Annotated in this window: 1 protein-coding gene (only partly in view); it reads right to left on the minus strand. The window is 57.2% G+C overall.

Going from position 1 to position 24,253, the window contains the following annotated elements; all coding sequences use genetic code 11:
- A protein-coding gene (locus ABIE60_RS13700) for a VCBS domain-containing protein (RefSeq protein WP_354470085.1) crosses the window boundary here: on the minus strand, positions 1–24,253 show its 3' portion. It continues 3,401 nt past the right edge of the window; only the last 24,253 of its 27,654 coding nucleotides appear in the window; its start codon lies off the right edge, out of view; the stop codon is at positions 1–3.

Below are 24,253 nucleotides of genomic sequence, written 5' to 3' on the forward strand. Positions count from 1 at the left end.
TCAGGCCTCGGCCCGCCCCCAGTCCCATCGAATACGTCCACCTGCTTTCGCCGCATCTGAGCGGGCAACAAGCAGACTGGATGCTGCACCCACCCCTTCCAAAACGTTCAGACCAGCACTCTCAGGCTGCTCCGTATCACCAGCTTCGGTTTCATTGGAGGGTTCAGTTTCAGGTGCGTTCTCGGACGATTCACCCTCAGCAGCAGCCTCCGGTTCAGCACCGGCCTGCGCTTCCCCGTCAGGAACAGCACCGCCCGCTGCCACGGCTTCGTCTGCCCCACCATCGGTGTCTGCACCCTCAGAGCCAGCATCATCAGCCTCAGCGCTTAGCTTGCGCTTGTCGTCGTCATCTTCGTCCTCATCCGCTCCGAGCAGCGACTCAGATCCGACCAGTGATTGTGCAGTCTCGGCAGCCTGTTCATCAGCTTGAGGCACCAGGTTTTCGCTCTCAGTCTGAGCGGCGCCATTGACTGACTCGGACTCAGGCTCAGACGGCAGGCCAACGTTAGAACCTGTATTCAATTTGACACCGGACTCCATCAGTCCAGGAGCCGTCTCTACACTCTCGCCCAGTGTGGTTTCTAACGTAGCCGGAACACCACTCTGCGTCGGCATAAAGAGATCATCACCCAGTGTGGTCAAGCTGAACGCAACGGTTTGTGTTGAATCCGATGACTCGTCCTGCTCTACGGGCATACTGCCGTTCTGCATCATGTCCAGCAGGCTATCAGACGTGCCATCACCAGTGCCTGCAGTCGTCTGAACAGGCTGGATCACGGTCGGGGCCGCACTGAGCTCGAACCCTGCCTGGTTCTGACTCACGTTCAGGTAGCCGGTAATACGAACCGAAATCAGAACGTCAGTGCCATCGGCGGTCGTCAGGGTGAAGTTTTCCACCACACTCTGATCACGCGCCAGATCAGCCAGTGCCTCACTGAGCGGGTCCAGCTGATAGGTCCAGTTGCCGGCGGCATCCACGGTCAACGTGCCATAAGCCGTGGTCTGGTTCAGTGCCGCAAAAGTGGACTCACCCTGGTCGGCATCACTGATATGCAAACGACCACTCTGAGTCATAACCAGACTTTCCACCACGCTGGCAACAGGTCCTGTGGTCGGGTCTGGTGTAATCACCGGGGTATCGTTGCGACCATCAATCGTGAAGCCGAACTCCTGTACGGTTCCGTCCGCTGTCTCAACCGAGAAGCGGTCTGTCACGCTGACACCCGCTGCCAGTGCCTGCACTGCAGCGCTGTCATTGTCCAGGGTGTAGTTCCAGTTGCCGTTGGCATCAAGGATAAAGCGACCGTAGGCAGAATTGTTGTCCTGCGCCACGAACAGAGCCTGACCGGCATCGGCGTCACTGATCGCCAGCACACCACTGGCCAGCAGTTGCTGATCTTCACTCAGTACCGCCAGCGCGCCATCACTGGCCGCAGGCGTGATAACCGGCTGATCATCACTGCCTTGAAGGGTGAAACTGAAGGTTTCAGTAGTTCCGTCAGCCGTCTCTACCGTGAACTGATCCGTGACCTGCTCACCGGACACCAGACCCTGCACGGCGGCAGCGCTGTTATCAAGGGTATAGCTCCAGCTGCCATCGGTGCTCAGGACAAAGCGGCCCAACGCGGAGCTGCTGTCCTGTGCAACAAACTGGGCCTGACCCGCATCAGCATCGCTGATCGCCAGCACACCACTGGCCAGCAGTTGCTGATCTTCAGTCAGCACTGCCAGTGCGCCATCACCGGCCGCAGGCGTGATAACCGGCTGATCATCACTGCCCTGAATGGTGAAGTTGAAGGTTGAGGTTGTGCCATCAGCGGTCACGACCGTGAACAGATCGGTGACCTGCTCACCGGATACCAGCCCCTGCACGGCTGCACCGCTGTTATCCAGTACATAGCTCCAGCTGCCATCCGTGCTCAGGACAAAGCGTCCATAGCTTGAGTTGCTGTCTTGTGCCACGAATTGAGCCTGACCTACATCAGCATCACTGATCACCAATACACCACTGGCCGACAGCTGCTGGTCTTCAGTCAGTGAAGCCAGTGTACCCGTATTGGGAGTGATCACCGGCTGGTCATCGCTGCCCTGGATGGTGAAATTGAAGGTCTCGGTGGTGCCATCGGCCGTCTCGACCGTGAACTGGTCCGTGACCTGCTGACCCGAGATCAGCCCCTGCACGGCCGTGGCGGTATTATCAAGGGCGTAGCTCCAGCTGCCATCCGTACTCAGCACAAAGCGGCCATAGCTTGAGCTGCTGTCCTGAGCCACGAACAGGGATTGACCGGCATCAGCATCAACAATCGTAAGCGCGCCATTAGCGGACAGTTGCTGATCTTCAGTCAGGATCGCCAGGGCACCATCACCGGATGCCGGTGTAATCACAGGCTGGTCATCACTGCCCTGAATCGAGATATTGAAGCTGCGACTGCTGCCGTCAGCCGTTACCACCGTAAAGCTGTCGCTCAGCTGGTCATTCGAAGTCAGCTGCTGCACGGCTGCCGAGGCATTATCAAGGCTGTAACTCCAGTTGCCATCGGTTGCCAGCACAAAGCGACCGTAGGCCGAACTGTTGTCCTGAGCCACAAACAGTGACTGGCCAGCATCGGCATCGGTCACGCTCAGTACGCCGTTAAGCTGTGTCTGCTGATCTTCGACCACCTGCAGGGTACCCGGATCGGAGATCACCGCACTGTTATTGCGTCCTTCAATCCGGATTTCCAGCGTACGCGTTGCACTGCCATCGGCACTGCTGATTTCAAATCGTTCGATGCGGGTTTCGCCGGCAGTCAGATACTGAATAGCGCCATTGCGCACTACGTAATTCCAATTGCCGTCCGGAGAAATGGTGAGTTCTCCCAACGCATCAGCAGTCAGTATGCTGACCTGACCGGCAAAGGTCGCTTCACCGGCATCGGCATCGCTTATGGACAGCTGTCCACTGGCACTCAGCCACTGATCAACGGCGGCGTTATCCGCCTCTTCCACGACTGTAGCCTGAGTCGGCTCAGCCCCGCCAATCACGGCAGCGTCATTGGTACCCACCAGCTCAATCGCAACCGTTGCCGAACTGCCATCGAGCGTGGTGACGGTCAGGGTATCGGTCACCCGTTCCCCTGCACGCAACGCCTGCACGGCGGCTGCACCGTTGTTGATCACATACTGCCACTGGCCGTCATCGGTCAATGTAAATCGACCAAAGTCCGTTTGAGTATCCATGCTCAGGTAGCGCGTTCTCAGCTCCGGGTCTTCGCTATCGGTCAGACGACCGGATACGGTGCTGACCAGACCATCGTCCTCAGTCAGAGTCGCTGTAACGGAACCCGGCAGATCGGTACGCCCCAGCACGTCAATCGTCACCGTCGTGGTGCTGCCATCTGTAGTGCTGACGGTGAAATACTCGACGCGCTGATCGCCGTCTTTCAGTCCCTGCGCCTGTGCATTGACGGCCTCACTGAAGCCGTTGGCATCATGGCCCAGATCATAGCGCCAGCCGCCGTTCTCGAACACGGTCAGGTAGCCGTACTGACCCTGCTGACTGTTGGCCGCGCTGTTGAAGGTCGCAAAACCTCCCGTCAGTGACGGGTACGCGATACGGCCAGAGGTGCTGTTACTCAACTCTTCGGTCACACTGCCCTCACCGAAGTAGGTGTAACTGTCGCCACCCCCTGGACCACCCCCGGTATCGCCCTGAACCAGGGTGGCACCCGAGATCAGCAGTTCATCGCTGGCACCGGATGCATATTCACGGTCGGCAAAGATGCCCATTTCACCGGCATCACCCAGCACCACAACACTGACCACTTTGCTCAGCAGGTTGATCGAGCCGGTTCCCGGCAGCAAACGATGGCTGTCACCAATACTGCCCACCAGCGTATCAATCGACAGCCCCCCGATCAGGAAGTTGGTCCCGGTATCCGGCAGAATAAACTGGTTACCCGCCACTCCGGTGGGGGTAGAGCTGGTATCGGTGCTTTGCATTAATACTGGAACGCCCAGGTCATAATTGACCTGCGCTTCGTCGCCCGCGATCAGGCGGCGACTCTGGTCAACCGAGCTGATGCGGATCTGGTCCGCACCCGACCCACCGAACACCGCCGCATCACCACTACCGAGCACTATGTTATCCACATCACCTGACTGCGGCGATGTCGTCATCAACTGCTGCAGGCGAGTTCGCTCGAAGTCATCTCCGTTGAGGTACTCCTCGTACACGGCATCTCCTGCATCACCGAAGACAACAGAGTGATCTGCAGCCCCGGTGAAGGCGGTGAGGCTGTCGTTTCCGGCACCGCCGAAGACCAGCTTGTCACCCGCCGCGGTCACGATCTGATCATTACCACCCAGGGTTGGCTGAGTGACACCAGCGAACAGGTGCTGACGCACGCCGTCGGCAGCAATCATGCGACGGTAGTCCAGGTTATCACCGGATATTACATCACCGGTTCTGACACCGGACTGAATCCGAATAGTGTCATCAGCGACACCACCGGCGACCACCTGATACTCGGCTATGGCACCTGCATTCTGGTCATCGCCGGACAGCGTGAGGGTAATGGCATCGTTCCCCCCGGTAGACTGATCCCCATCCAGAGTGGCAAAGCTGAGCAACCTGCCCTGAACATCAAATGCGATGTTAGCGTTGTCACCGGCGATGGTCCGCTCTCGGCTTTCACCGGCAGCAGCCACATCCGCGCTCAGCGTAATGCTGTCAGCACCGAAGCCACCAATAACAACCTTGTCTCCATCCGCCAGAGTTGGGTCGCCGCCACCGATCTGAATGGTGTCGTTGCCTCCAATGCTGGTGCCTAGACTGGTCATCAGCTGAATCGCACCATCAGCGCTGAACAGCATGCGGGCATGATCACCGGCCACCAGCGTATTGCCACGCCCTGATCGAATATCATCACTGCCACTGCCACCAATGATCACGGCATCGCCGGCGACCGTTGTCAGAATATCATCCGCACCGAGCGTGACATCAAAGCTGCTGACGGACTGGCGCTGAGCACCTCCCATCTCTGTCAGACCGGCCAGACGCTGTATCTCGCCGTTGTCACCGATCATGGTGGTACGTGCACGGGCACCATTGATGTTGATACGGTCTGCCCCGATACCGCCAATCGCCAGCACTTCACCCAGATCACCGGTAATTGAACCGGCAATACCAACCCGAATCTCATCATCTCCACCGGTCGCGGCCTGCAGATCGGTTGTCACCATGCGCGTCAGACTTTCCGCCTGATCTGCAACCTGGTCGGTCGGAGCAAACTCGAAGCGAGCATTATCGCCCGCCAGCGCGCGGAAAGCCGTGGTATTGGCGTTAATGCTCACCAGATCACGACCAAAGCCGCCTATCAACGCCAAATCACCTTCACCAATCGTCAGCCTGTCATCACCACCACTGTTGGTCGCAAGGCTGGCCATGCTGACCAGCGCATCTGAACTGAAGGTCAGTTCAGCGGAATCACCGGCTACAAGATGGCGGTTGACGAGGCCGTCCAGAGCCGCGCGCGCATCGCTGGAGCGGATGTCGACTGTATCAGCCCCCATACCCGCAATCACCGTGTGCGCACCCGAGCCCAGCAGGATGTTATCCATACCACCGGCGCCGGTCACAGTGGATCGGACGGCACTGAGCAGGTAGCTCTGCGGCTGACGCAGGTATTCACCGTTGTCACCCAGTACGACGCTTTCGCTCAGTGAGCCTCGCCCAACCTCGACCGTATCGGACCCCATACCCGCCATCATCAGGTTAAACCCCAGCGTGGCCGTGGTGTTGTCGGCACCGATGGTGATGGTGTCATCACCGCCGGTCGCCGCGATCTGATCCAGCGTACGCTGGGTGGTCAAGCCGCCGCGATTGTCGAACAGGAATTCGGCATTATCACCTGCAATGAAGCGACCGTGACGACCTCGGTTTTCAATCTGGCCAGACGTGGTCGCAGGTGACGGCAACACCGCCGCAATACCGACCACACCTGCCAGATAACTGGTGCCGCCGATAAATTCACCGCCGGTATTCCAGCCGCTGCCACTGGCTTCAGCCGTAGTCGTCGCATTGATCTTGATGCTGTCGGCACCAATGCCACCGGCCACCAGCTTATAGCCTTCGCGCAGGGTAATGGTGTCAGCCCCGCCCAATACGGTGCTGGTCGTGGTTGCCGAACGCAGTACACCGTTTGCAGCAACGGCATCAAACAGGAAGGCTGCGTTGTCCCCCATCACCAGGTGCGTACCGTCAAACAGGTTGACGGTATCGGCGCCGAAGCCGCCGATCACCAGCTTGTTACCGTTGGCGGAAATGATCTGATCGTTGCCGCCCTTGTCGGTTTCAGTGCTGATGACACTCAGCATCATATTTGGACGTGATACAGTCGAGGCGCTGCGCAGAATTTCGCCATTGTCGCCCAGAATCACATCTTCACTTTCGGCTTCACCGCGCACAAGACGGCCATCGGTATCCACATGCGCCGACACCAGAACCCTGTCGTTGCCCAGCCCACCAATAATGAAGTTGCGTCCCAGATTGCGAGCCTGCGTGTCATTGCCCGTACCGACCCGGATCTGATCGGCCCCTGCCGTGGCGGCTGTCGTGTCGGTTGAACGGAATGCGGTCATTGCACCCAAGGCATCGAACAGGATATCGGCATGATCACCGGCCAGGAGACGCTCGGAGTTGCCGCTGGCATCGCCTCCGGTGGCCGCCAGTGTAATGCTGTCCACACCACGGCCGCCAATGACAACCGCATTACCGGTACCCAACGTGATGATATCGTCACCGCCGGTTGTCACACTGGTCTGCGATGTCAGACTGCTGAGGCGGTGGTCGTCAGGTTCGGCCAGTGAAAACTGGATGCGCCCGTGGTCACCCAAAATGATGTTGCGCTCGCCATCCGGGTCGGTCGCCGTAATACTGTCACCACCGGCACCGCCCAGAACAATGTTGCTGCCGGTGCCCAAGGTGACTGTATCGCCGGCACCGTAACCACTGTTCCAGGTGGCAACATCCAGAGCACGACGGGTGAATGGATCCAGTACCAGGTAACCTTCATCCGCCAGCACCAGGTTGTCACCATCGCCCAGCAGAATCTCATCCGCACCGGCACCACCAATTACCACATGGTCACCGTTGAGGCCTTCGATATAGTCTGCCTCACCAAAACCGGCATCGGTAATTTCATCCACTTCTGCACTGACCAGCGCACCGGTGGAATCAAAGCTCATGCGAGCCAGATCACCAGCCAGGGTATCGTTGCCGGCACCGGTATAGAGTCTGTCGAGACCCAGTGAGCCCATGAGAACATCATTACCCAACCCACCGATCAGTACTTCACCGGTACCGTTCATGGAGGTGCTGTGAATGCTGGCATCGAACCAGGTCCATTCACGTGAAGGCAGCTGTGTCCATGCCGGACGCGTTACCAGGGCGGTGGATTTGGACTCGATGGTATTGCCGGTTGCTTCAACGATCAGTGTATCCGCCACCAGCAGATCACCACCGCTGATGCTGACAAGTGTGTCATTACCCTGCATGCCGAAAATCTGGTTCTGGCGGTTATCGCCGACCAGCACATCGTTGCCTTTACCACCAATGATGTTATGGAAGCCACGGATCGTGACGTTACCGGCATTGGCATTAATACGACTGCTCGATGCCACCGTAGCGGCTCCGGCCATGGTCGTGAACCCCGTCGGCAGGGTGTATGCGCTGCCACTGGTATTGATGCTGACAGCAGTCGCGTAATCGGAGAAGTCGATGGTATTGCGCACCCCTTCCCGTTCATAGGAAGCGTTCAGGCCTACACCACTGGCAGAGCCACCATAGACACTGCCACTGATGGCGGCCTTGTCCTCGAACGCAAAGATATCGCTCTGTCCACCACCAATCAGGTTTTCAAAACCGACGAAGCGCAGAATCCGGTCACCATAAGTGGATACCGGGGCATCCTCGTTGTTGACCGCACCGCTGGAGATGCCGGTGATAATGCCGTCATTTAGTGCGGTCGCGTCGGTATCGCTCAGGCGAGACTGGGCATTGGTATTCAGGCTGGCTTCAATCAGGGCCATATCGGGATACACGTCCGCGACCTGAATATGAAGCTTTGTCGTCTCGTAGGACATATCCACAATGTCATCGCCACTGCCACCGGCAATGAGACCGATTTCGGTCTTGCTGTCCCAGCTTACCCGATTGCTGCCTTGAGTGACCGTACCGGTGTAGGTATCCAACACCAGCCCACCACTCTGGTCAGAGAAGTCGAGCACGTTGGCATCGCCACGCACATCCTTGTCATTGATAGTCGCCACACCCCAATTGCCGATGAAGCGATAGGCATCAGCTCCGCTGCCGCCTTCCATTGCGGTTGTTCCGGCACGTACCATCAACAGGTCATCGCCCTCTCCACCCTTGAGGCTGGAGCTGCCACTGCCACCAATAAGCACGTCATCAATCTGGCTACCAATCAGCGTATCGGTACCCTCACCTGCCAACAGCACCACATCGATGCTGCTAAGACCTGAAGCGTCTACCGTGTCATTACCCTTACCGGTAAAGCCGACGATTTTTTTCACGCCGGTGTACACCACGGTGTATTCGGTGCCGTTAAGCGTCGCGGTGATTTCGACCTCACCGTTACCGATCTGTTTAAGAATAAATTTCTCGTCACCATCATCGATATTGCGGTACTGGCGATCCACTGCGCCCTTGCCTTCCATCATCGCCGCGATATTGAAGTCCACGACCGTGTCGGATGGCAGCAGTGAGTTGGTGCCCATATGGAGGACAAACGTGCCATCGCCGTTGTCATCTGATGCCAGAATCGGCATGCAGGGTTTGGGCTTCCAGACAATCTCAAACAGTTCGATATTGAAAATCGTCTGTTTGTAGACGCTCTTCCAGCCTGCCAGCAATGTGTTGACGTCCACATAAACACGGGCGTAGGCATCAGCTCTCAGGTTGGCCTCGACCAGGTTGAGCGGATTAAAGGGTTCACACAGCAACTGGTTAAGAATTTCCAGCGCACGGAATTTGCCATCACGGGCACCCGGGCCGTTCTCATCCCAGAAATCAAGCTCGCCGGTCAGCGAAATACCACCGGCTGCACCGGCCCGAAGAACCAGGGCGTTCAGCTCAGCGTAGATCTCAAGGAAGGCATTCAATACTACCTCTGGCTTGTCTACACCGTTGACGAAGTTATCACTGACGTAGAAGCCTTCGAGAATATGCAGTGGGTTTTCACTGTCAAAGAATTTAAGAATACCGTAGGTATCGAAGCCAAGTGTCAGGGCCACATCGATGGCCACCCCTCCACGAATACCGGCCTTCACCCCGGGATAGACCCAGGAACCGACATCAATCTGAACATCCACGCTCAGATTTTGGGGCGTGAAGGTGACCAGATCGACCGGTTTGCCCATGATCAAATCCAGCACCAGCGACAGATCGGTCAGAATCGGAATCTTGAACGCATTGTTCGGATTCTTCATTTTGTCCATGAACGACTGCGTACCAGCAGTTGAACCAGACGTATTGGAACTCATTGCCTGATCGGTACTGTTGACGTTGCCGCTCAGGGACGCGTTTTTACTGCTCTTGCTGTCCTGAAGATTGCCGCCGAAGCTGAACACCCGTCCAATGGGAATGATCAGACCCTGTGCATCAGTCGGAATCGCATTGAACAGATCCAGCATATAGACCAGGTTCTTGATCAAGCCAATGTTGACCTTGCCTTTACCAAGCTGTTCAGCCAGATCAAGAATCGTGTAGTCACGCCCGGCGAGCTCTGACAGTCCCGGAATCGGCATGGTCAGGCCATCAATCACCGGCTGCAGAGGCTGAGTAACCTTCTGGATCTCGGAGATTATCGGCCCCAGGAAATCCGACAGCAGGCTGCCGACATCCAATGCCAGATCGGTAATCCATACCTGCGGTTGAACGGAGAACATATCGCCGTAGCCAACCGGAATTGAGTCGGTGTTGAGCGCCCAGGTCATGTGGAAGTCGCCGATGATACGCGGCAACGGTGTATTCGGAATCGACAGCTCCATGTGGAAGTTGGCCTGAGCGGCACCGGTAAACCTCTGGCGGAAATTGTCAGAGAATTTACCAGCCGTCATTTCAGCGTAGGTCAGGCGACCATCCGAGTTGCGATCAACCATATCGATGGCGAACTCGCCACGGAAGAATGTACGAGCACCCACTTCATCACCAAAGGGTGAGTAGTTGCTGACATCATTACCGTTTTGATCCACCACGGTGTCACCGGCCAAATAATCCGTGAGAGTACCTGCTACAAAGAAGATGTTTGCGGTGACCGAAGCCGGATTACCCGCCAGATACGCATCGAATACAATACTCAGCTCGTTGACGGCCGGGTTGGTGCCCGGCAGCTCCCAGGGGTTTTCGATCAACGGGTTAAGCGCGGGGTCCTGAATCGCCTCAGCGCGTCCCGTTAGCGTGACATCCTGCCCCAACAAGGCAGCGCCACCAAAGGTAATCAGCCAGTCATCACCCTGCTCAACCACGGTAATGCCGGTATACTCGGCCGAAATTTCCTTATTCAGCAATGTCTGCAGTTCGGACGCTGTCGTACTGTTGCTGACACCGGTCAGTCCCCAACTGTTACCTCCCGCTGAGAAGCTCAGATCAAAGGTGCCCTGAGAGCTGACCGGAGGCGTCAGATAGATCTGTGACGCCACCGTAGAGGGATCCGTGGGTTGACTCAGCGTTGAAACGGCCAGCCCAAGCGTATTCGTCAGCGTGACAACCGACCCCATGAGGGTGTTGCCACCGAAATCGATAATCCAGTTGCCACCATTCTCCGTGACCTGGATGCCGGTATAGCCCGCTTCAACCTGCTCATTGAGCAACTGCTGCAGCGTGGTGGCATCCAGCGTACTGCTGTCCAACCCAGCCGCTGTCCAGTTACTGCCGTTAGCAGCAAAGCTGATATCAAACGTACCCGCGGCAGCGTCAGGCTTGGCCAGGCTGATACGCGTGGTTTCCTGCAAGCTGTGAGACGGTAACGTGGCGCTTTGCGTAATCAGATCAAAGCTGGTCCGGGTGTAGTCGGCATCATCAAGACCCGCATTCCCCGGCATTTCAGAGACCAGATACAGGCCTTCCTGGATATTCACGCCAAAGCCGAAGAAGAAGTCCCAGCCCAGATCCAGCCCGATACCGCCATCCACGTCCAGATTAAGGCCCGGCAGTCCAATATCAAAGGACAGGTCAACTTCACGGGACAGCAGGCTTTGCCCCAGATTCATGCGGAACTGGAGCGCTCCCGCTTCAGCCAGCGGATCATAGCCATCTCCGGCGATGATATCGCCGCCGTTCTTGTCACCGCGCACATCTGAAGTACGACCCGCCAGGGTGTAACCCAAACGGGTACCCGCCGCCACACCTGCCGGGGACAGGGAGCCAAACGCCAGATACTCAACCACGATATCGTCAGCCGTGACAATGCCGTCCCCGTTGTAATCCTTGAGGTAGTTGAGGAACGGGTTATCACCGCCACGATCAGCGATATCAACCTCATTGATTTCAGCCTCAATCCACTGATCCATGCTCAGCGGATTGATCAAACCATCGTTATTGCTGTCCGCAGTGAATACATCGAACAGTGTCATACGCAGAGCGTTTTCCATTCCGCCGTAGGTATCCAGTGAGCTGTCGATGAACTCCTGAATCTCGGCAATGACACTGCCGCGGAAATCACTGATAAACTGCGCGCCCTTGGCCAGCTGATCTCCGATCAACGGCAGCGGCAGAGAGGCGATGGCATCCAGTGACTGCTGAATGCCTTTGAGCGCATAATCGATGCCATCAATGATCACGGATGGGTCGCGGATCAAACGGATCAACGGGTTGTTCAGTTTGAACAGATCAAACATGCCGCCAAGATCTGGCAGACGGTAGTTCAGGGTATAGGCGTCGTTGTATACCCCCGGCTCGCTGATCATGATGGAGCTGACGGTGTCGCCAGCAATCAGCCCGTCCATCAGGTCGCCCAGGCTGTTGACCTGCAGCTCTATATCGCCGATGTAGATCGGATTTCTGAGACTGGTGTCGATCAGCCCCAGCTCGCGCCCAAGGGCAAAAATCTCGTTGGGCAGAGTGACATAGCCAGGCAACAGCACATTGGCCGTGCCCTCAAAGTCGACCGCCACATCACGATAAAGCGCACCAAATGGCGATGCCTTAAGGTTGGTTCCATCAACGCTGACGGTGACTCCCTTGCCGGTAAGCAGGTCGCCATCGAAGCTGATCAGGAAGCCGCCGTTATCGGTATCATTTACAGCCAGAATGTCACTGTAACCACCGCCCATGGCGGTATTGAGAGCGGCTTGCAGCTCTTCTGCGGTGATATCCCAGGCCAGATTGGTCAGCGTTTTGGTTGTCGCGCCGTATGTGAAACTCAAATCGAAGGTGCCATCGGTCGCGGCCACCAGCATGACGCGGGTTTGGTTAACCACACCCGGCGAGTTGCTGACGACAACCGGAACGGCCACTACAGCACCTTCATGTGTCAACGCACTGTTTTCGGCCTCGAGCTGGGCGATGCCTCGACCCGCCAGAGTACCTGTAAATTCGATGTGCCAGCCATCCTGCGGCTTGGCAGCATTGTGCAGCGTCACACTGACATCGGCACCGGCAATGGCATGTGCACCACTGGTCAATGCCGTGCGCAGGGCCGTTGCCACGGCTGAAGCACTGGCGTTCCAGGCAATATTGCCTGTGGTATAGCGACGACCGTCGATATCGGCCGTCAGTGTGAACGTGCCACCGGAGCCGGACGGGATGCTGACCCACTGGATCTCATTCAGTTCGCCCAGCGGGCCACCATCGGCCTCGGTACGCAGCTGCTGAACACCCAATTCCAGTGTCTTGCCATCGAAGCCCGCACCGCTAACCACGATTTTCCAGCCTTTGGCAGGGTCGTCCGCATCGATCTGCTCAACACTGACCGCCCCTCGCAGGGCCGTCGGGCCGTGCAGCAACGCTTCCTCTACATAGGCCTGAACCGTGTCGGCCTCATAGCCTCGCACCAGCGACTGAGTGAAATAGTCCACCCCGGCAACGGTAAAGTGCAGGCGGAAAGCCTCATCAGCATCTCCCGTCAGCGTCCAGTTATCCGCCGTCGTGCCCTGACCGGTGATGTTGAAACCGGTCGGAACGGTCGTTTCATCCCAGATCAGAGCAACGCTTTCACCCTCCTGCAGGGTTTTGACCGAAATGGCCGAACCAAGATAGTGTCGGCCGTCGCCCTGACCGGCAACACCGTCGGGATCATCGCCCAAGTAAAGACCGGCCTGGGCCAGAATATCCGCCGTGCCGTTTTTCACATCCAGCGAGAACAGGCCCAGGGATGCGTTAAACGCCAGCGAGGTGCCGTTGACCTCCATGCCCAAGCGAGCAAAAGTACCGGTATCGTCATCCAGGTTATCCGCGGTACCACCATCGAAATAGTCGTACACAAACATGGCACCGGACGCCAGATCCAGACCCAGCGCAATATTCACCATGGCTGAGGACTTCAGGTTCACCAGCGCACTGCCGCCCACGTCAACGATACTGCCAACGGACCCCATCAGGTCCTGCAGTGCCGTACCACCAATCAACTCGCCCAGCGTCGCCAGATCAATGGAGATTGGATAGCTCTTGTCGAGCAGGTCAATCTCATAGGGAATATTCAGCATCACGGCGTTTGATGCCGCGTCATAGTCCAGGCTGACACCAAATACATCGGGGCGCGATGGATCGTAGATCGGCAAGCCAAAGCTGTCGGCCAACACTTCCTGCAACTGGCCCACACCAGTAGCCGGGTTGTTCCCCACCTCCTCAACAGCACGCGCCAGCTCAACGGCGATATCAAACATGTCATTGACGCTGAGATCAATGACCGGAATATCCTGATCGAGGAAGCTGAAGGTCTCGAACTGACTGAGCAGGCTCGATGCCATGCGCAGGCCTTCGATAATCTGTACCCAGGAGAGATCACCAAAACCGGTTAGCGCATCCGCACCGATCACACGCACATCAACGGCTTCAGACAGAGACAGAACGCCGTTCCAGACATCAATAATCGGTACACTGATCTCAATACGCGGATCGACATCAGGCGGCAACAGACTCAGACCACCGGCATCCAGGTTGATACCGTCTATGATCAGATTGGCCATCGGCTGGCTGCCGATGGTGTAGTTACTGTCACTGAAGGTCACCGGGCTCATGTATTCGTTGATCAGGCGTCGGCCCTCAACACGAACACTGGCCACGGCAGGTGCAACAAACTGCAGCGCACCGGCAACGGTGGTGGTCGATGTTTTGGTGCTGATGTCGTACAGCACAAGATCACCGGCGGTGACCCAAGTATGGGATTTCAGATCGGCCAACTGCGCCGCAGTCAGCTTACCGCTGTGCTCCGAATTCCAGCGATCAATCGCCGTATCCACCGCCGTGTTCAGATCACTGGCCAGATCCGCTACGCTGCTGTTGTTCAGTGTTGACGAGGCCAGCAGCTTCACATCAAGTTCTATCGGCTTGCCATCGTTCAGCGTATCGCCATCAAGCGTAATGGTCAGGCCCACATCTTCAGAAATCACCCCGGGGGCATCGCTGCGAGGGGCTGCAATCAGGACCTCGCTGCCGCCTGCCGTTACGGTTACGGCACCACGCATACCCAACAGATTATCCGTCAGTGTGGCAGCATCGATCAGTTCATCCAGATAGACACGCCCACCCGGGTTACCATCGGGCCCGTCCAGAAGACGAACATTCACGCCAGCATTGATCTGCGCCAGCATGTTATCCATGGAGAGATCAACGAAGCCAATGGAGGCACTCCCCTGGAACTGTTCAACACCGGCCGTCAGACGAGCGCCAATGAGCGTATCTTCAAGGAAAATGGACACGCCACCGGCTTTGTTGAGCGCATCGGCAACAAAGCCGAAGTGACGGATCAGCGGGTCATGCCCCTGCGCGGCAAAGTTAAGCGAGGCAATATGCTGGCCCAGGGTATTCAAGGTCAGCACTGGGGAGCCATCTGGCAAAGTGCTCAAATTGAATTTCAGTGCTTCGCCCAGATCACTGACCTTGCCCTGCAATGGCCCAAGCGCATTGCCGCTGATTCCCGCCAATGCAGCGTTCAGGGCGGTCACCAGCGACTCGGGACTATACGTACCGGATGCAATACCGACGGTAATGCGGTTATCCGCAGTGGCAGCCGTGTTGCCTCCACTGACCAGGTCATCAGCACCATCGATGATCAGGTCAAAGGCACTGCCGTTACTCAAGGTCAGCGAGTTCGGCAGCCCAAGGGATGACATCTCGATCGGCGCCGTCAGGCTGGTAACACCAAAGACACTGGAGAAGGCTCCGCTGGCCGAAACACCCGCCTGGCCAACTGTTTTGCCATAGAACGTCAATGCCAGCTGGGCATTGTTGTTATCGTCCTGAGCCAGCGCCACATCCACCGCCTGAGCCAGATTCTGGTAGCCCAGACGACTCAAGGCACTGTTGGCGTGCACCGCCACACCAGTGAGCGCAGTCCGAATATCCGTCAGCAGATCATTCAGGTTGCTGTTGTCATTCTGCGAAGCGGCACTGATGGTAACGGTGTAGCTGTCACCATCAAAATTGACGTTGAAGCTGGTATCAACAGCCGGGTTGTAGTCCGGGTTGTCAACCATGATGGGGTCATCATTCGCATCTACCCCGTCCTGAATCTGCTCACGGGAGTCATACGGCTTGGCCGGATCCTGCAGGAAGCGTGCAAATCCTGTATCAACACCTCCCGCCTTGGCACCCAGCACCTCTGCGGACATCAACACGCCGCCGTTGATCTGGAAGTCCTCTGGACGATTGAAATCCAGGCCGATGGTTGTGAACAGATCAACGCCACCATTGATCGCCAGCACGCCTGACAGATCAAGCGACGCCAGCGGATCAAGGTCATCAATACTCAGACCAATCGGCAGCTCCAGGGCCGGCAGCGAGGGTGACAGACTTACATCAAACAGGAAGTCCATCGCCACCGGATCAAAACGGGCCGCGATATTAAAGGTTTCACCACTGGGCAACAGTTCATTGATCGCATCAGCCAACACCGATGCAAAATCTTCCAGTGTATTGAACTTGGGTCCGATCTCGGTTTCAGCCTGTCGGCCACCAAGGCCAAAGCCCAGCGCTTCACTGCCATTACCGTAACTGGAAGTGGTGTCGACCGCCTGCAGGCGGTGGAACGTCAGTAAAGTCGGCAGGTTGCGCTCGCCGAGCGCTCCGGAAAACTGAATGTCGTAACTGAAAGCGTTGGCCGTTTCGCCCGGCACAGCCACCACCGTAACATCCGCACCCGCGATGGCACGATCGCCGCTCTTGAAGGCAAGCTGAAGTGCACTTTCAAGTTCGATTGCACGTTTCTCATGCAGGCTCAGCCCCGTGATATCGATCTCACGACTGGTCAACCAGGTATCCAACGCCGCTTCATTCGGCAGCACTTCAAGCGGCTCCTGCATGGTGTAGTAGCTGCCATCAAGCTGCATCACCAGCGAGTACATGCCGCCGCTGACATTATTGAACGTCAGCCGCTGTACTTCATCACGCCCCACCTGGTCGGTCGTTTCGGAACGGCCCTCCTGCAGCGTATACGTGACGGCCTCAGCGCCTTCATAGGCGCGCAAACCTGCAAAATCAGCCGTAAGCAACGGCACATCGGTCCGGGCCAGGGCACCGCTGAAGGTAATTTCAAATACGTTGCTTTGTTGCTCGTTTTCCAGAGCAACGGTGACACTGCCCGCAACATCCAGCGCATCATTGAGGGCCGTCTGGACAGTTGCGGCATCCGCTCCGGCTGCGATGGCGGCTGTTGTGAAGGTATCACCACTGGCAAGCGAAAGCGTCAAGGTATAGCTGCCCGAAGCCGCATCGCTGACTGTGAGGCGCTGCACTTCGTTGAGTCCCGTTGCGGCACTGCCAACCTGAATGCCTTCCACCAGAACACCCGTGCTGGGAATGATGGCGACGTAGGTGAAGTCATCCACGTTCACAGGGCGAATATTGAGCTTGCCCCATGTCAAGCCACCGGACATCAGGCGCTGCTCAGAGGTACCCACCTGTATCAGGCTGGCACGGATCTCTTGTCCTTCAATCTGCTCAGTGGTGGTTTGAGTGACACCACCAGTGGTAATTCCAAGCGTCACATTCAGGTTGAGTGCCTGTACCGTTTTACCGGCCAACTCACCGGTAAAGAGCACATCCCAGCGCTGACTGTCACCTTCGGGCGTATCGACCGCAACCACACTGACGTTGCCTGTACCGACACCATCCAGCTGTTCCAGTGCGGTCTGCAGTGCCAGTTGCGCTTCGGCAATGCTCATATTGGCGATATCAACACTGACCGTATACGCGCTTTCGTCAGCAAACTTGATCTCAACCATCTGAGTCACGGTTTCGCCACTGGCCGCCGTGTAAGGCTCAAGCGCAATGGACTGAAGCGGACTCAATTGCATCAGGGGCAAATTCTGCCCTGCCAGTCGACCCGTAAACTCAACGGTCCAGCGCTGAGGCTCTCCGGTCACCTTCACATTGCCGGCACCGATTTCAGCCATTCCCTCAAGTACAGCCTGCAGCTCGGCAGCCGAGGCAGTAGCGGCAAAACTGTCTGACAGCGTACCGTTTTCGCCCAACTGAACACGATACTCACCGACCGAGGCACCCAGCAGAATATCCTGAACTTCGTTGCGCAGATAGGCTTCGCGAATCGTACCCAGCGAAACATCAGGTGTGGTGGCATTGGACAGGTTGGTCACCGCCAGTTCGGCCACGTCCTGACCGGCCAAGATACCGCCGAAGCTAATTTTCCAGCTGCCGGAGGCCACCTGTCGTACCTGAATATCAAGGCCTTCAATGTCACCCAAGCGGTTCGGGCCGGAGGTGGCATTCAGCAGCGCCGCACGCAGTGTCGATGCGCCCATGTCACTGGACAGTGAGCCCGGTGTAGTCCACGTGCTGCCGCCATAACTCCAGGTCAGGTCAAAGCTTGCCGGAGAACCGGTCGCAGCACTGACACTGAGGGTCTGCACTTCACCCGATGCGTTCTGGCCCGGTGTCAGTTCATGGATGGTCACGCCACGGGTCTCGCCGGCCGGCACATAGGTGCCATTTTTCAGGTTACCGTAGTACACCGACATGTCCGGGATGTCCTGATTGGCCAGGTCACCCTTGAATTTAATCAGGAACTTGGGGGCCGAGCCGTAATTCGCTTTCTGCCCTGTCGGATCAAGCGGGTCCTTCTGCGGGAAAGTCACATCAACATTGCCAACGCCGGCAATTTTCTCCAGTGCCTGACGGATCATCTTGGCCTGCAGGGTACCGGTCGGGTCTGCGATGTAACGGATCGGGTCGGTGGTACGCCCCATCAGCTGCAGCTCGAAGGTGCCAGAAGCATAACCGCTGAACGCCAGCACCTGCTCTTCACTGCCACCGATGGTGCTGAGTTCTGTCTCAGTCACCGAAGACGTTGCAGTCGAGGGCACGTTCATGCTGTAAGTGAAGTCATCGGCCACAAATGCACGGCCTGACACAGCACCGCCAAACTCAATCCGGAAGCCTTCACCACGGCTCCCCGTCACCTGAATATTGTCTGCAACAGTACCTGCTGCAGACGCAAAAGCGCCTGCCAGAGCGGTCGCAATTTCAATATCGCTCATGTCTGCAGTGAACGTCAGACTCTGGCTGGCACCCCCTTTGTAGGCAAGTGAGAGTGTTCCCGTGGCCGTTCCCAATTCAAAACGCAGCTCGGCGTTTACCGGCACGCCACCCGCCTGTTCCTGACGGACATTGGCTGCGGTACCGGTTACAGCGGCACTGCTGTCGTTATTGGTGTCAGTATTGGTCGTGTCCGTATCGGTGGTTTCACTCACCCACTGTGGCAAGCTGTCCTGCAGCTGCAGAGCGCCGTTCGTCGCTGTGGAAATGCGGCCGCTGATATAATCTGCCAGCTCATTGATATGGGTAAAACCGGCCGTGTCTGCTTGCAGCAGCGTTACGGTATAGAGACTGGGCACAAGGTCACCCGGACGTTGCAGCACCAGGTCAAACGCGAGATCGTCTGTCAGGCGGGGCGACACAATCTCTTCACTGGTCAGGTCAAAGCTCAGAACGCCCTGCAGCTTCTCGTTAAGCACCTGGGTCCAGCCATACGCAAAGTCAAAGGCATCACCAAGGTCGGTTCCCGTGAACGGAATCGGAATCTGGAACACCTCAGAGTCACGGAACTGATTCAGGAAGTCGCCGATATTCACCAGCATCTGCACCATCATGGCCGGTGTCATATTGGACAGGCTGGCCAGATTGGTCAGGTTTTTCTTCACGATAACCGGATCGGTCTGCGTGATCAGATCCATGTCGATCGGCAGCGCTTCACTGCCCCAATAGACCTCAATGCTTGGCTGATCGCCACCGGTCAGTTTAGTGAGATCGCCACCGAACAGATTGGCCTTCAGCGGGAAGTCCGCCTCTGCCCAGATCGTTGCAGCCGCATCGATCAAATCGGATACACTTGCCGCTGCAGCAAAGTCAGCCAGTGATACGCGCTGGCCCATCGCATCAGCAGCGGCGCTGTCCTTGAAGGTAACACCGGCATCAGCCACGAAGTGAACACTGCCGTTGTCGATTTCGGCATCCAGCACACCGAGGGAAACACCGGCATTGAAACTGTCAGTGCCGGCCATGACCTGAGCAGAGATGTCACGCGCCTGGAAGAAGTAACTACTGCCTGCCGCAAGATCAGACAGACTGTCAAACGCCAGCCCAAAGGACAGATCCAGGTTCAGCAGCGCCTCAAGATCGAGTGTGCCGTCCCCCTTGAGCGCAAAGCCCAATTCGTCCAGCCCGCTTCCCAGGTTGAACGGCAACGACAGCATCTTTCCGAGGTTCAGCCCAAGATCGAGTGACAGACCACGGCTGCCGCCCTGCTGGGCCGTGAGAACCTTCGCCTGACCGGTGAGGTTACTGCTGTCCACACGCAGCTGGGAAACATTGGTAGCCGCCCATTGACCGGCAAATGCAATCGCCAGTATGCCGTTGCCCTCATCGGTTACGGTCAGATTGGTGACGTCTGCAAACATCGGACCCAATACAGCCCTCAGTGCCGTCTGGACAGTGGTTGCATCTGCATCAAAGGCGATATCCGCGGTGGTGTAATCCACACCGCCCTGAGTAAAGTTCAGGGTATAGCTGCCGCCGGTAGCATCAATACTGAGGTGCTGAATCTCGTTTTGATCATCGATAAACAAGCCGCCGCCAATGGTAAACGGCCCTTGCTCTGACTCACCGTACTGACTTGGCAGCAGGGCCTCCAGATCGGAATAGACACCCGTCGCACCCAGGAAGTCACGCAGCCAACTCACCAGACCACTGTAGGTGTGATCACCGGCACTGGCATAGTAATCGTCCAGCACACTGGTACGCACTTCGTTGCCGGAAGCATCCAGGCTGACACGCTGGAAGGACAGTACATCACCCAGGGTGCGACCATCTTCACTCTTGAGCATATCGCCCAGACTGGTATCCAGGAACGGCAGTATGGCATCAAGGAAACCGGAACCATCCAGCACACCGCCGACTGTCGCCACCTGAGCAAAGAGTTCTTCAAGATTGGTGCGTACGGTTGTCGCATCAATGCTGACATCAAAGAAGTATTCAGGCGAGAAAGTACCATTGACGATGTTGGAGGTAATGGTCAGTACCGGGTTGCCCCAGTCTGACACATTGAAACCACCCAGATCGCCACCCAACACAAAGCGGCCATCCAGCGACATCGCAGGCGTCAGATCAAAAACGGCGTCAAATCCGGCAGTACCCAGATCGGCCAGAGTGATACGCCCCTTGCCATCACTGTTATTCGGATCTTCCGCTGTGATGCTGGCGGCTACGCGCACATTGAAGTCGCCATCGGTGATGCCGGCATTGGCGAAATCAGCGGCACTGAGCACGGCCTGAATATTGAACAGGTCCAGCGCAACCCCAGTATCAAAGCGGTTCAAGTTAAAGAAAATATCCGAATCACCCGGCTCTGGCAGCGGAATATCACCCACTGGGGTCGAACCGGTACGGGTGGCAACGGCAATACCGGCATCCAGATCCAGTGCCAGCACAAAACGGCCAAGCCCCTCGGCCCCCAGGGTCAGAACATCACCCAACGCGAAGTCAAAGCCGAAGTTGAGCAGCTGATCAATATTGCTGATCAGATTGAAGCCAAGAATGACCTCGCTGCCGCTGGTATCGAAAATCGGGCTGATCGCAATGCGGGGCCCATCGAGCGGCTCACCAAATACGTTATCAAGTACCGCCTCATCCATCTCCAGACTGGTGATGAATGCAGCGGTCGCGGTGCCAAAGCTGGTCAGGGCATCATAGAAAGCACCCGCAGCAGAACCGATATAATCACCGATATCCAGTGCGGCACCCAGCAGGCGCGCACCATCAAGATTAAGCTTGTAGCCACCGCCAACGGTCAAACCATCCCAGTTACCCAGCGAGAGATCCAGACCCGAGAAGTTCCAGTTGACGCCGATATTCGACAGACTGACGCCACTGAAATCGGCACCACGGAAGCTGCCGAACTGGAACAGGTCGGCACTCAAAGAGGTCAGGGCAGACAGATCCAGACCGGAGAAATCGACCCAGCCAAAGTCCACTGGTGATGAGCTGCCACTGGAGGTCCAGGCAGTATTGATATTGGTGAGGAAGTCCCCAATGCCGCTGACACCGGTCAGATCGATCCCGACGAAGTCGGCACCACTCAGCGACCAGTCAATGTTGCTGTTAAAGCTGAAATCACCAAAGTCGACATTGCGGAAAATGCCTGACAGCGTTCCGCTGGGCAGGGTCACGCCAGACCAGCGTGAACCGGTCCAGTCCACCGCACCAAAGGTCGCGCCGGTAAAGTCCACATTGGTCAATGTGGACCCGCTCAGTTTCAGGTTACCCAGATTGATGCCGCTAAAGTCCAGCCCACTCAGGTCCCAGCCGGAGAAATCGAAACCGCTCAGGTTGATGCCGCTGTTCCAGGTGATTGCAGACCCGGTAGTGGCAGTCGGCAAAGACCCCGAAGAGATACGGGACAACAGGCCGCTGATATCGGCCAAGGTACCGGTCACACCGCTCCAGTCTACATCCAGCGCCAGAGCACTGGACAGGTTCACACCCTGCAGATTCGCACTGTTGAAAACGACATCCCGCAGGTTGGCACCGGACAGATTGAAACCGCTCAGATCGACACCGGAGAAGTCGATGCCGGACAGATCCCAGCCGCTCCAGTCCTTGCTGCTCCAGCCGGACAGGTCCAGTCCGCTGCTCAAGCGACTTACGCCGGAAGCCAGCGAGCCAAACAGGCTGCGCAGATCGACATCCACTACCATACCGGTCAGGTTGGTGCTGGCATCAAAGCGCAGGTCCCTGCTGAACCAGCTGGACCAGTCCACATCCAGCGCCAGTGCGTAGGACAGATTGGCACCGGACAGGTTCGAGCCCACCAGATCGGCCCAGCGCAGGTTGGCGCCGCTGAAATTGGCACCGCTCAGGTTGGCGCCGCTCAGATTGATGCGTGATAAATCAAAGCCGCTGAAGTTCGCCCCACGCAGATCTGCCCCGGAGAAGTTCAGGCCTCGCAGGTCGATACCGCTCCAGTCAATACCGGTCAGAATCGCGCCATCAAAACTGGCCTTGCGCAGCAAGCTGCTGCCATCAAACAATGCACCGGCCAGGTTGGCACCGCTGAAGTCCACGCCCGACAGGTCAAGGCCTCGGAAGTCGGCACCGGCCAGGTTCGCACCACTGAAATCGAAGTTGCGCAGGGCATCAATGCCCAGCTTGCTGAAATCGAAGCCGGACAGATCGTATCCGCTCCAGTCCATCTGGCTGGTGCTGAATGGAATACTCAGGTCACGCGACAGCGCGAGATTCAATGCCTCCACAAGACCCGACAGGGACGGAAACTCGGTGGTATAGCTGAAATCGTTCAGATAGGCTGCGGCCACATCCTGAAGCTTGAACACATCGATATTGGCCGCATCACTGCTGTCGCTGTCAAAGCCCAGCAGCTCGTTGACACTCTTGTCCAACCCCGGGATCTTGCCATTCAGAACCGCATTGTCCAGTGCCGAGTTCCCGCTGGCATCGATGCTGCCAAGTAGATCGAGAATACTGTTTTTCAGTGTTTCGGTAATGCGGACATCCAGGTACATTTCGGGTGTCGCAAGCTCCCACTCCCCGGTCTCAGGGTTCTGAGAGATCAGCTCCGGCGCGCGGAAAATAAGCGTCGGCATGCCAAAGTCGTTCAGGCTGAAGCCAGCACCTTCTGCATCCAGCAAGAGACTGCCGCGTAGGTTAGACGTGGCGGTCAGTTCGGCCAGCTCGGTGATGCCGCCGGCAGCGGTAATTTCAGCTGCGGTAATGCGGTTCAGACCGTCCGTGTTGTCTGGGTCATCCAAGGTGATTTGAGCGGCTGCACGCAGGTCAATCACGCCCTCATGCACCTTGGCTTCAGCAATGCCCGCCAGTGACAGGCTGGCATCCAGCCCGGTCAATGCCAGACGCGCACCGACATCCAAACGGTTAAGGCGTAACCAGGCTTCAGTATCGAAGCCGCCGCCATTGGCGATCATATCGACGCCAAGATCGGTATTCAGTGCCGCTACCAAACGGGCAACAGCGGTGGCAGCCAGCTCGAATTCGGGGGCCAGGTTACCGGCTTCGACCGGAAGGCTGGCGTTGTCCAAGGTGAAGTCCTGCGCCACCTGCTTGTCGATATTGACCTGCAGGTTGAACAGCAGGCCCATACCGTCAGCTGAGAAGCTCAGGCCCCCTTGGAACGCAAACAGTGGACCGGAGGCACCCTCAGTGAACACCTCGTCCAGTGCGAACGGTGCCATGGCCGCTTCATAGACCGCCCGAGAGACTTCGTTCATCGCCGTCAGACTGTCGTATAGCGCACCGCTCAATGCCGCCGTAACGGCATCAAGGATGGAAGCCGCATCGGCACCGACCGCTGTCACATCATTGATAATGGCAGCCCGCAGATCAGTACCGACCAGCGTTGCGCCGGTCAGAACCGCACCGGTCAGATCCGCTCCAGCCAGGTTCAGGCCATCCAGTACCGTATCGGTCAGATCGACACCCGCGAGGGACGCGCGTGCGAAAATACCGTTGAGTTCCGCAGGCAGGTCAACCACGCCTTCAAGCGAC

The sequence above is a fragment of the Marinobacterium sp. MBR-109 genome, assembly GCF_040547565.1.
Taxonomy (GTDB): domain Bacteria; phylum Pseudomonadota; class Gammaproteobacteria; order Pseudomonadales; family Balneatricaceae; genus Marinobacterium.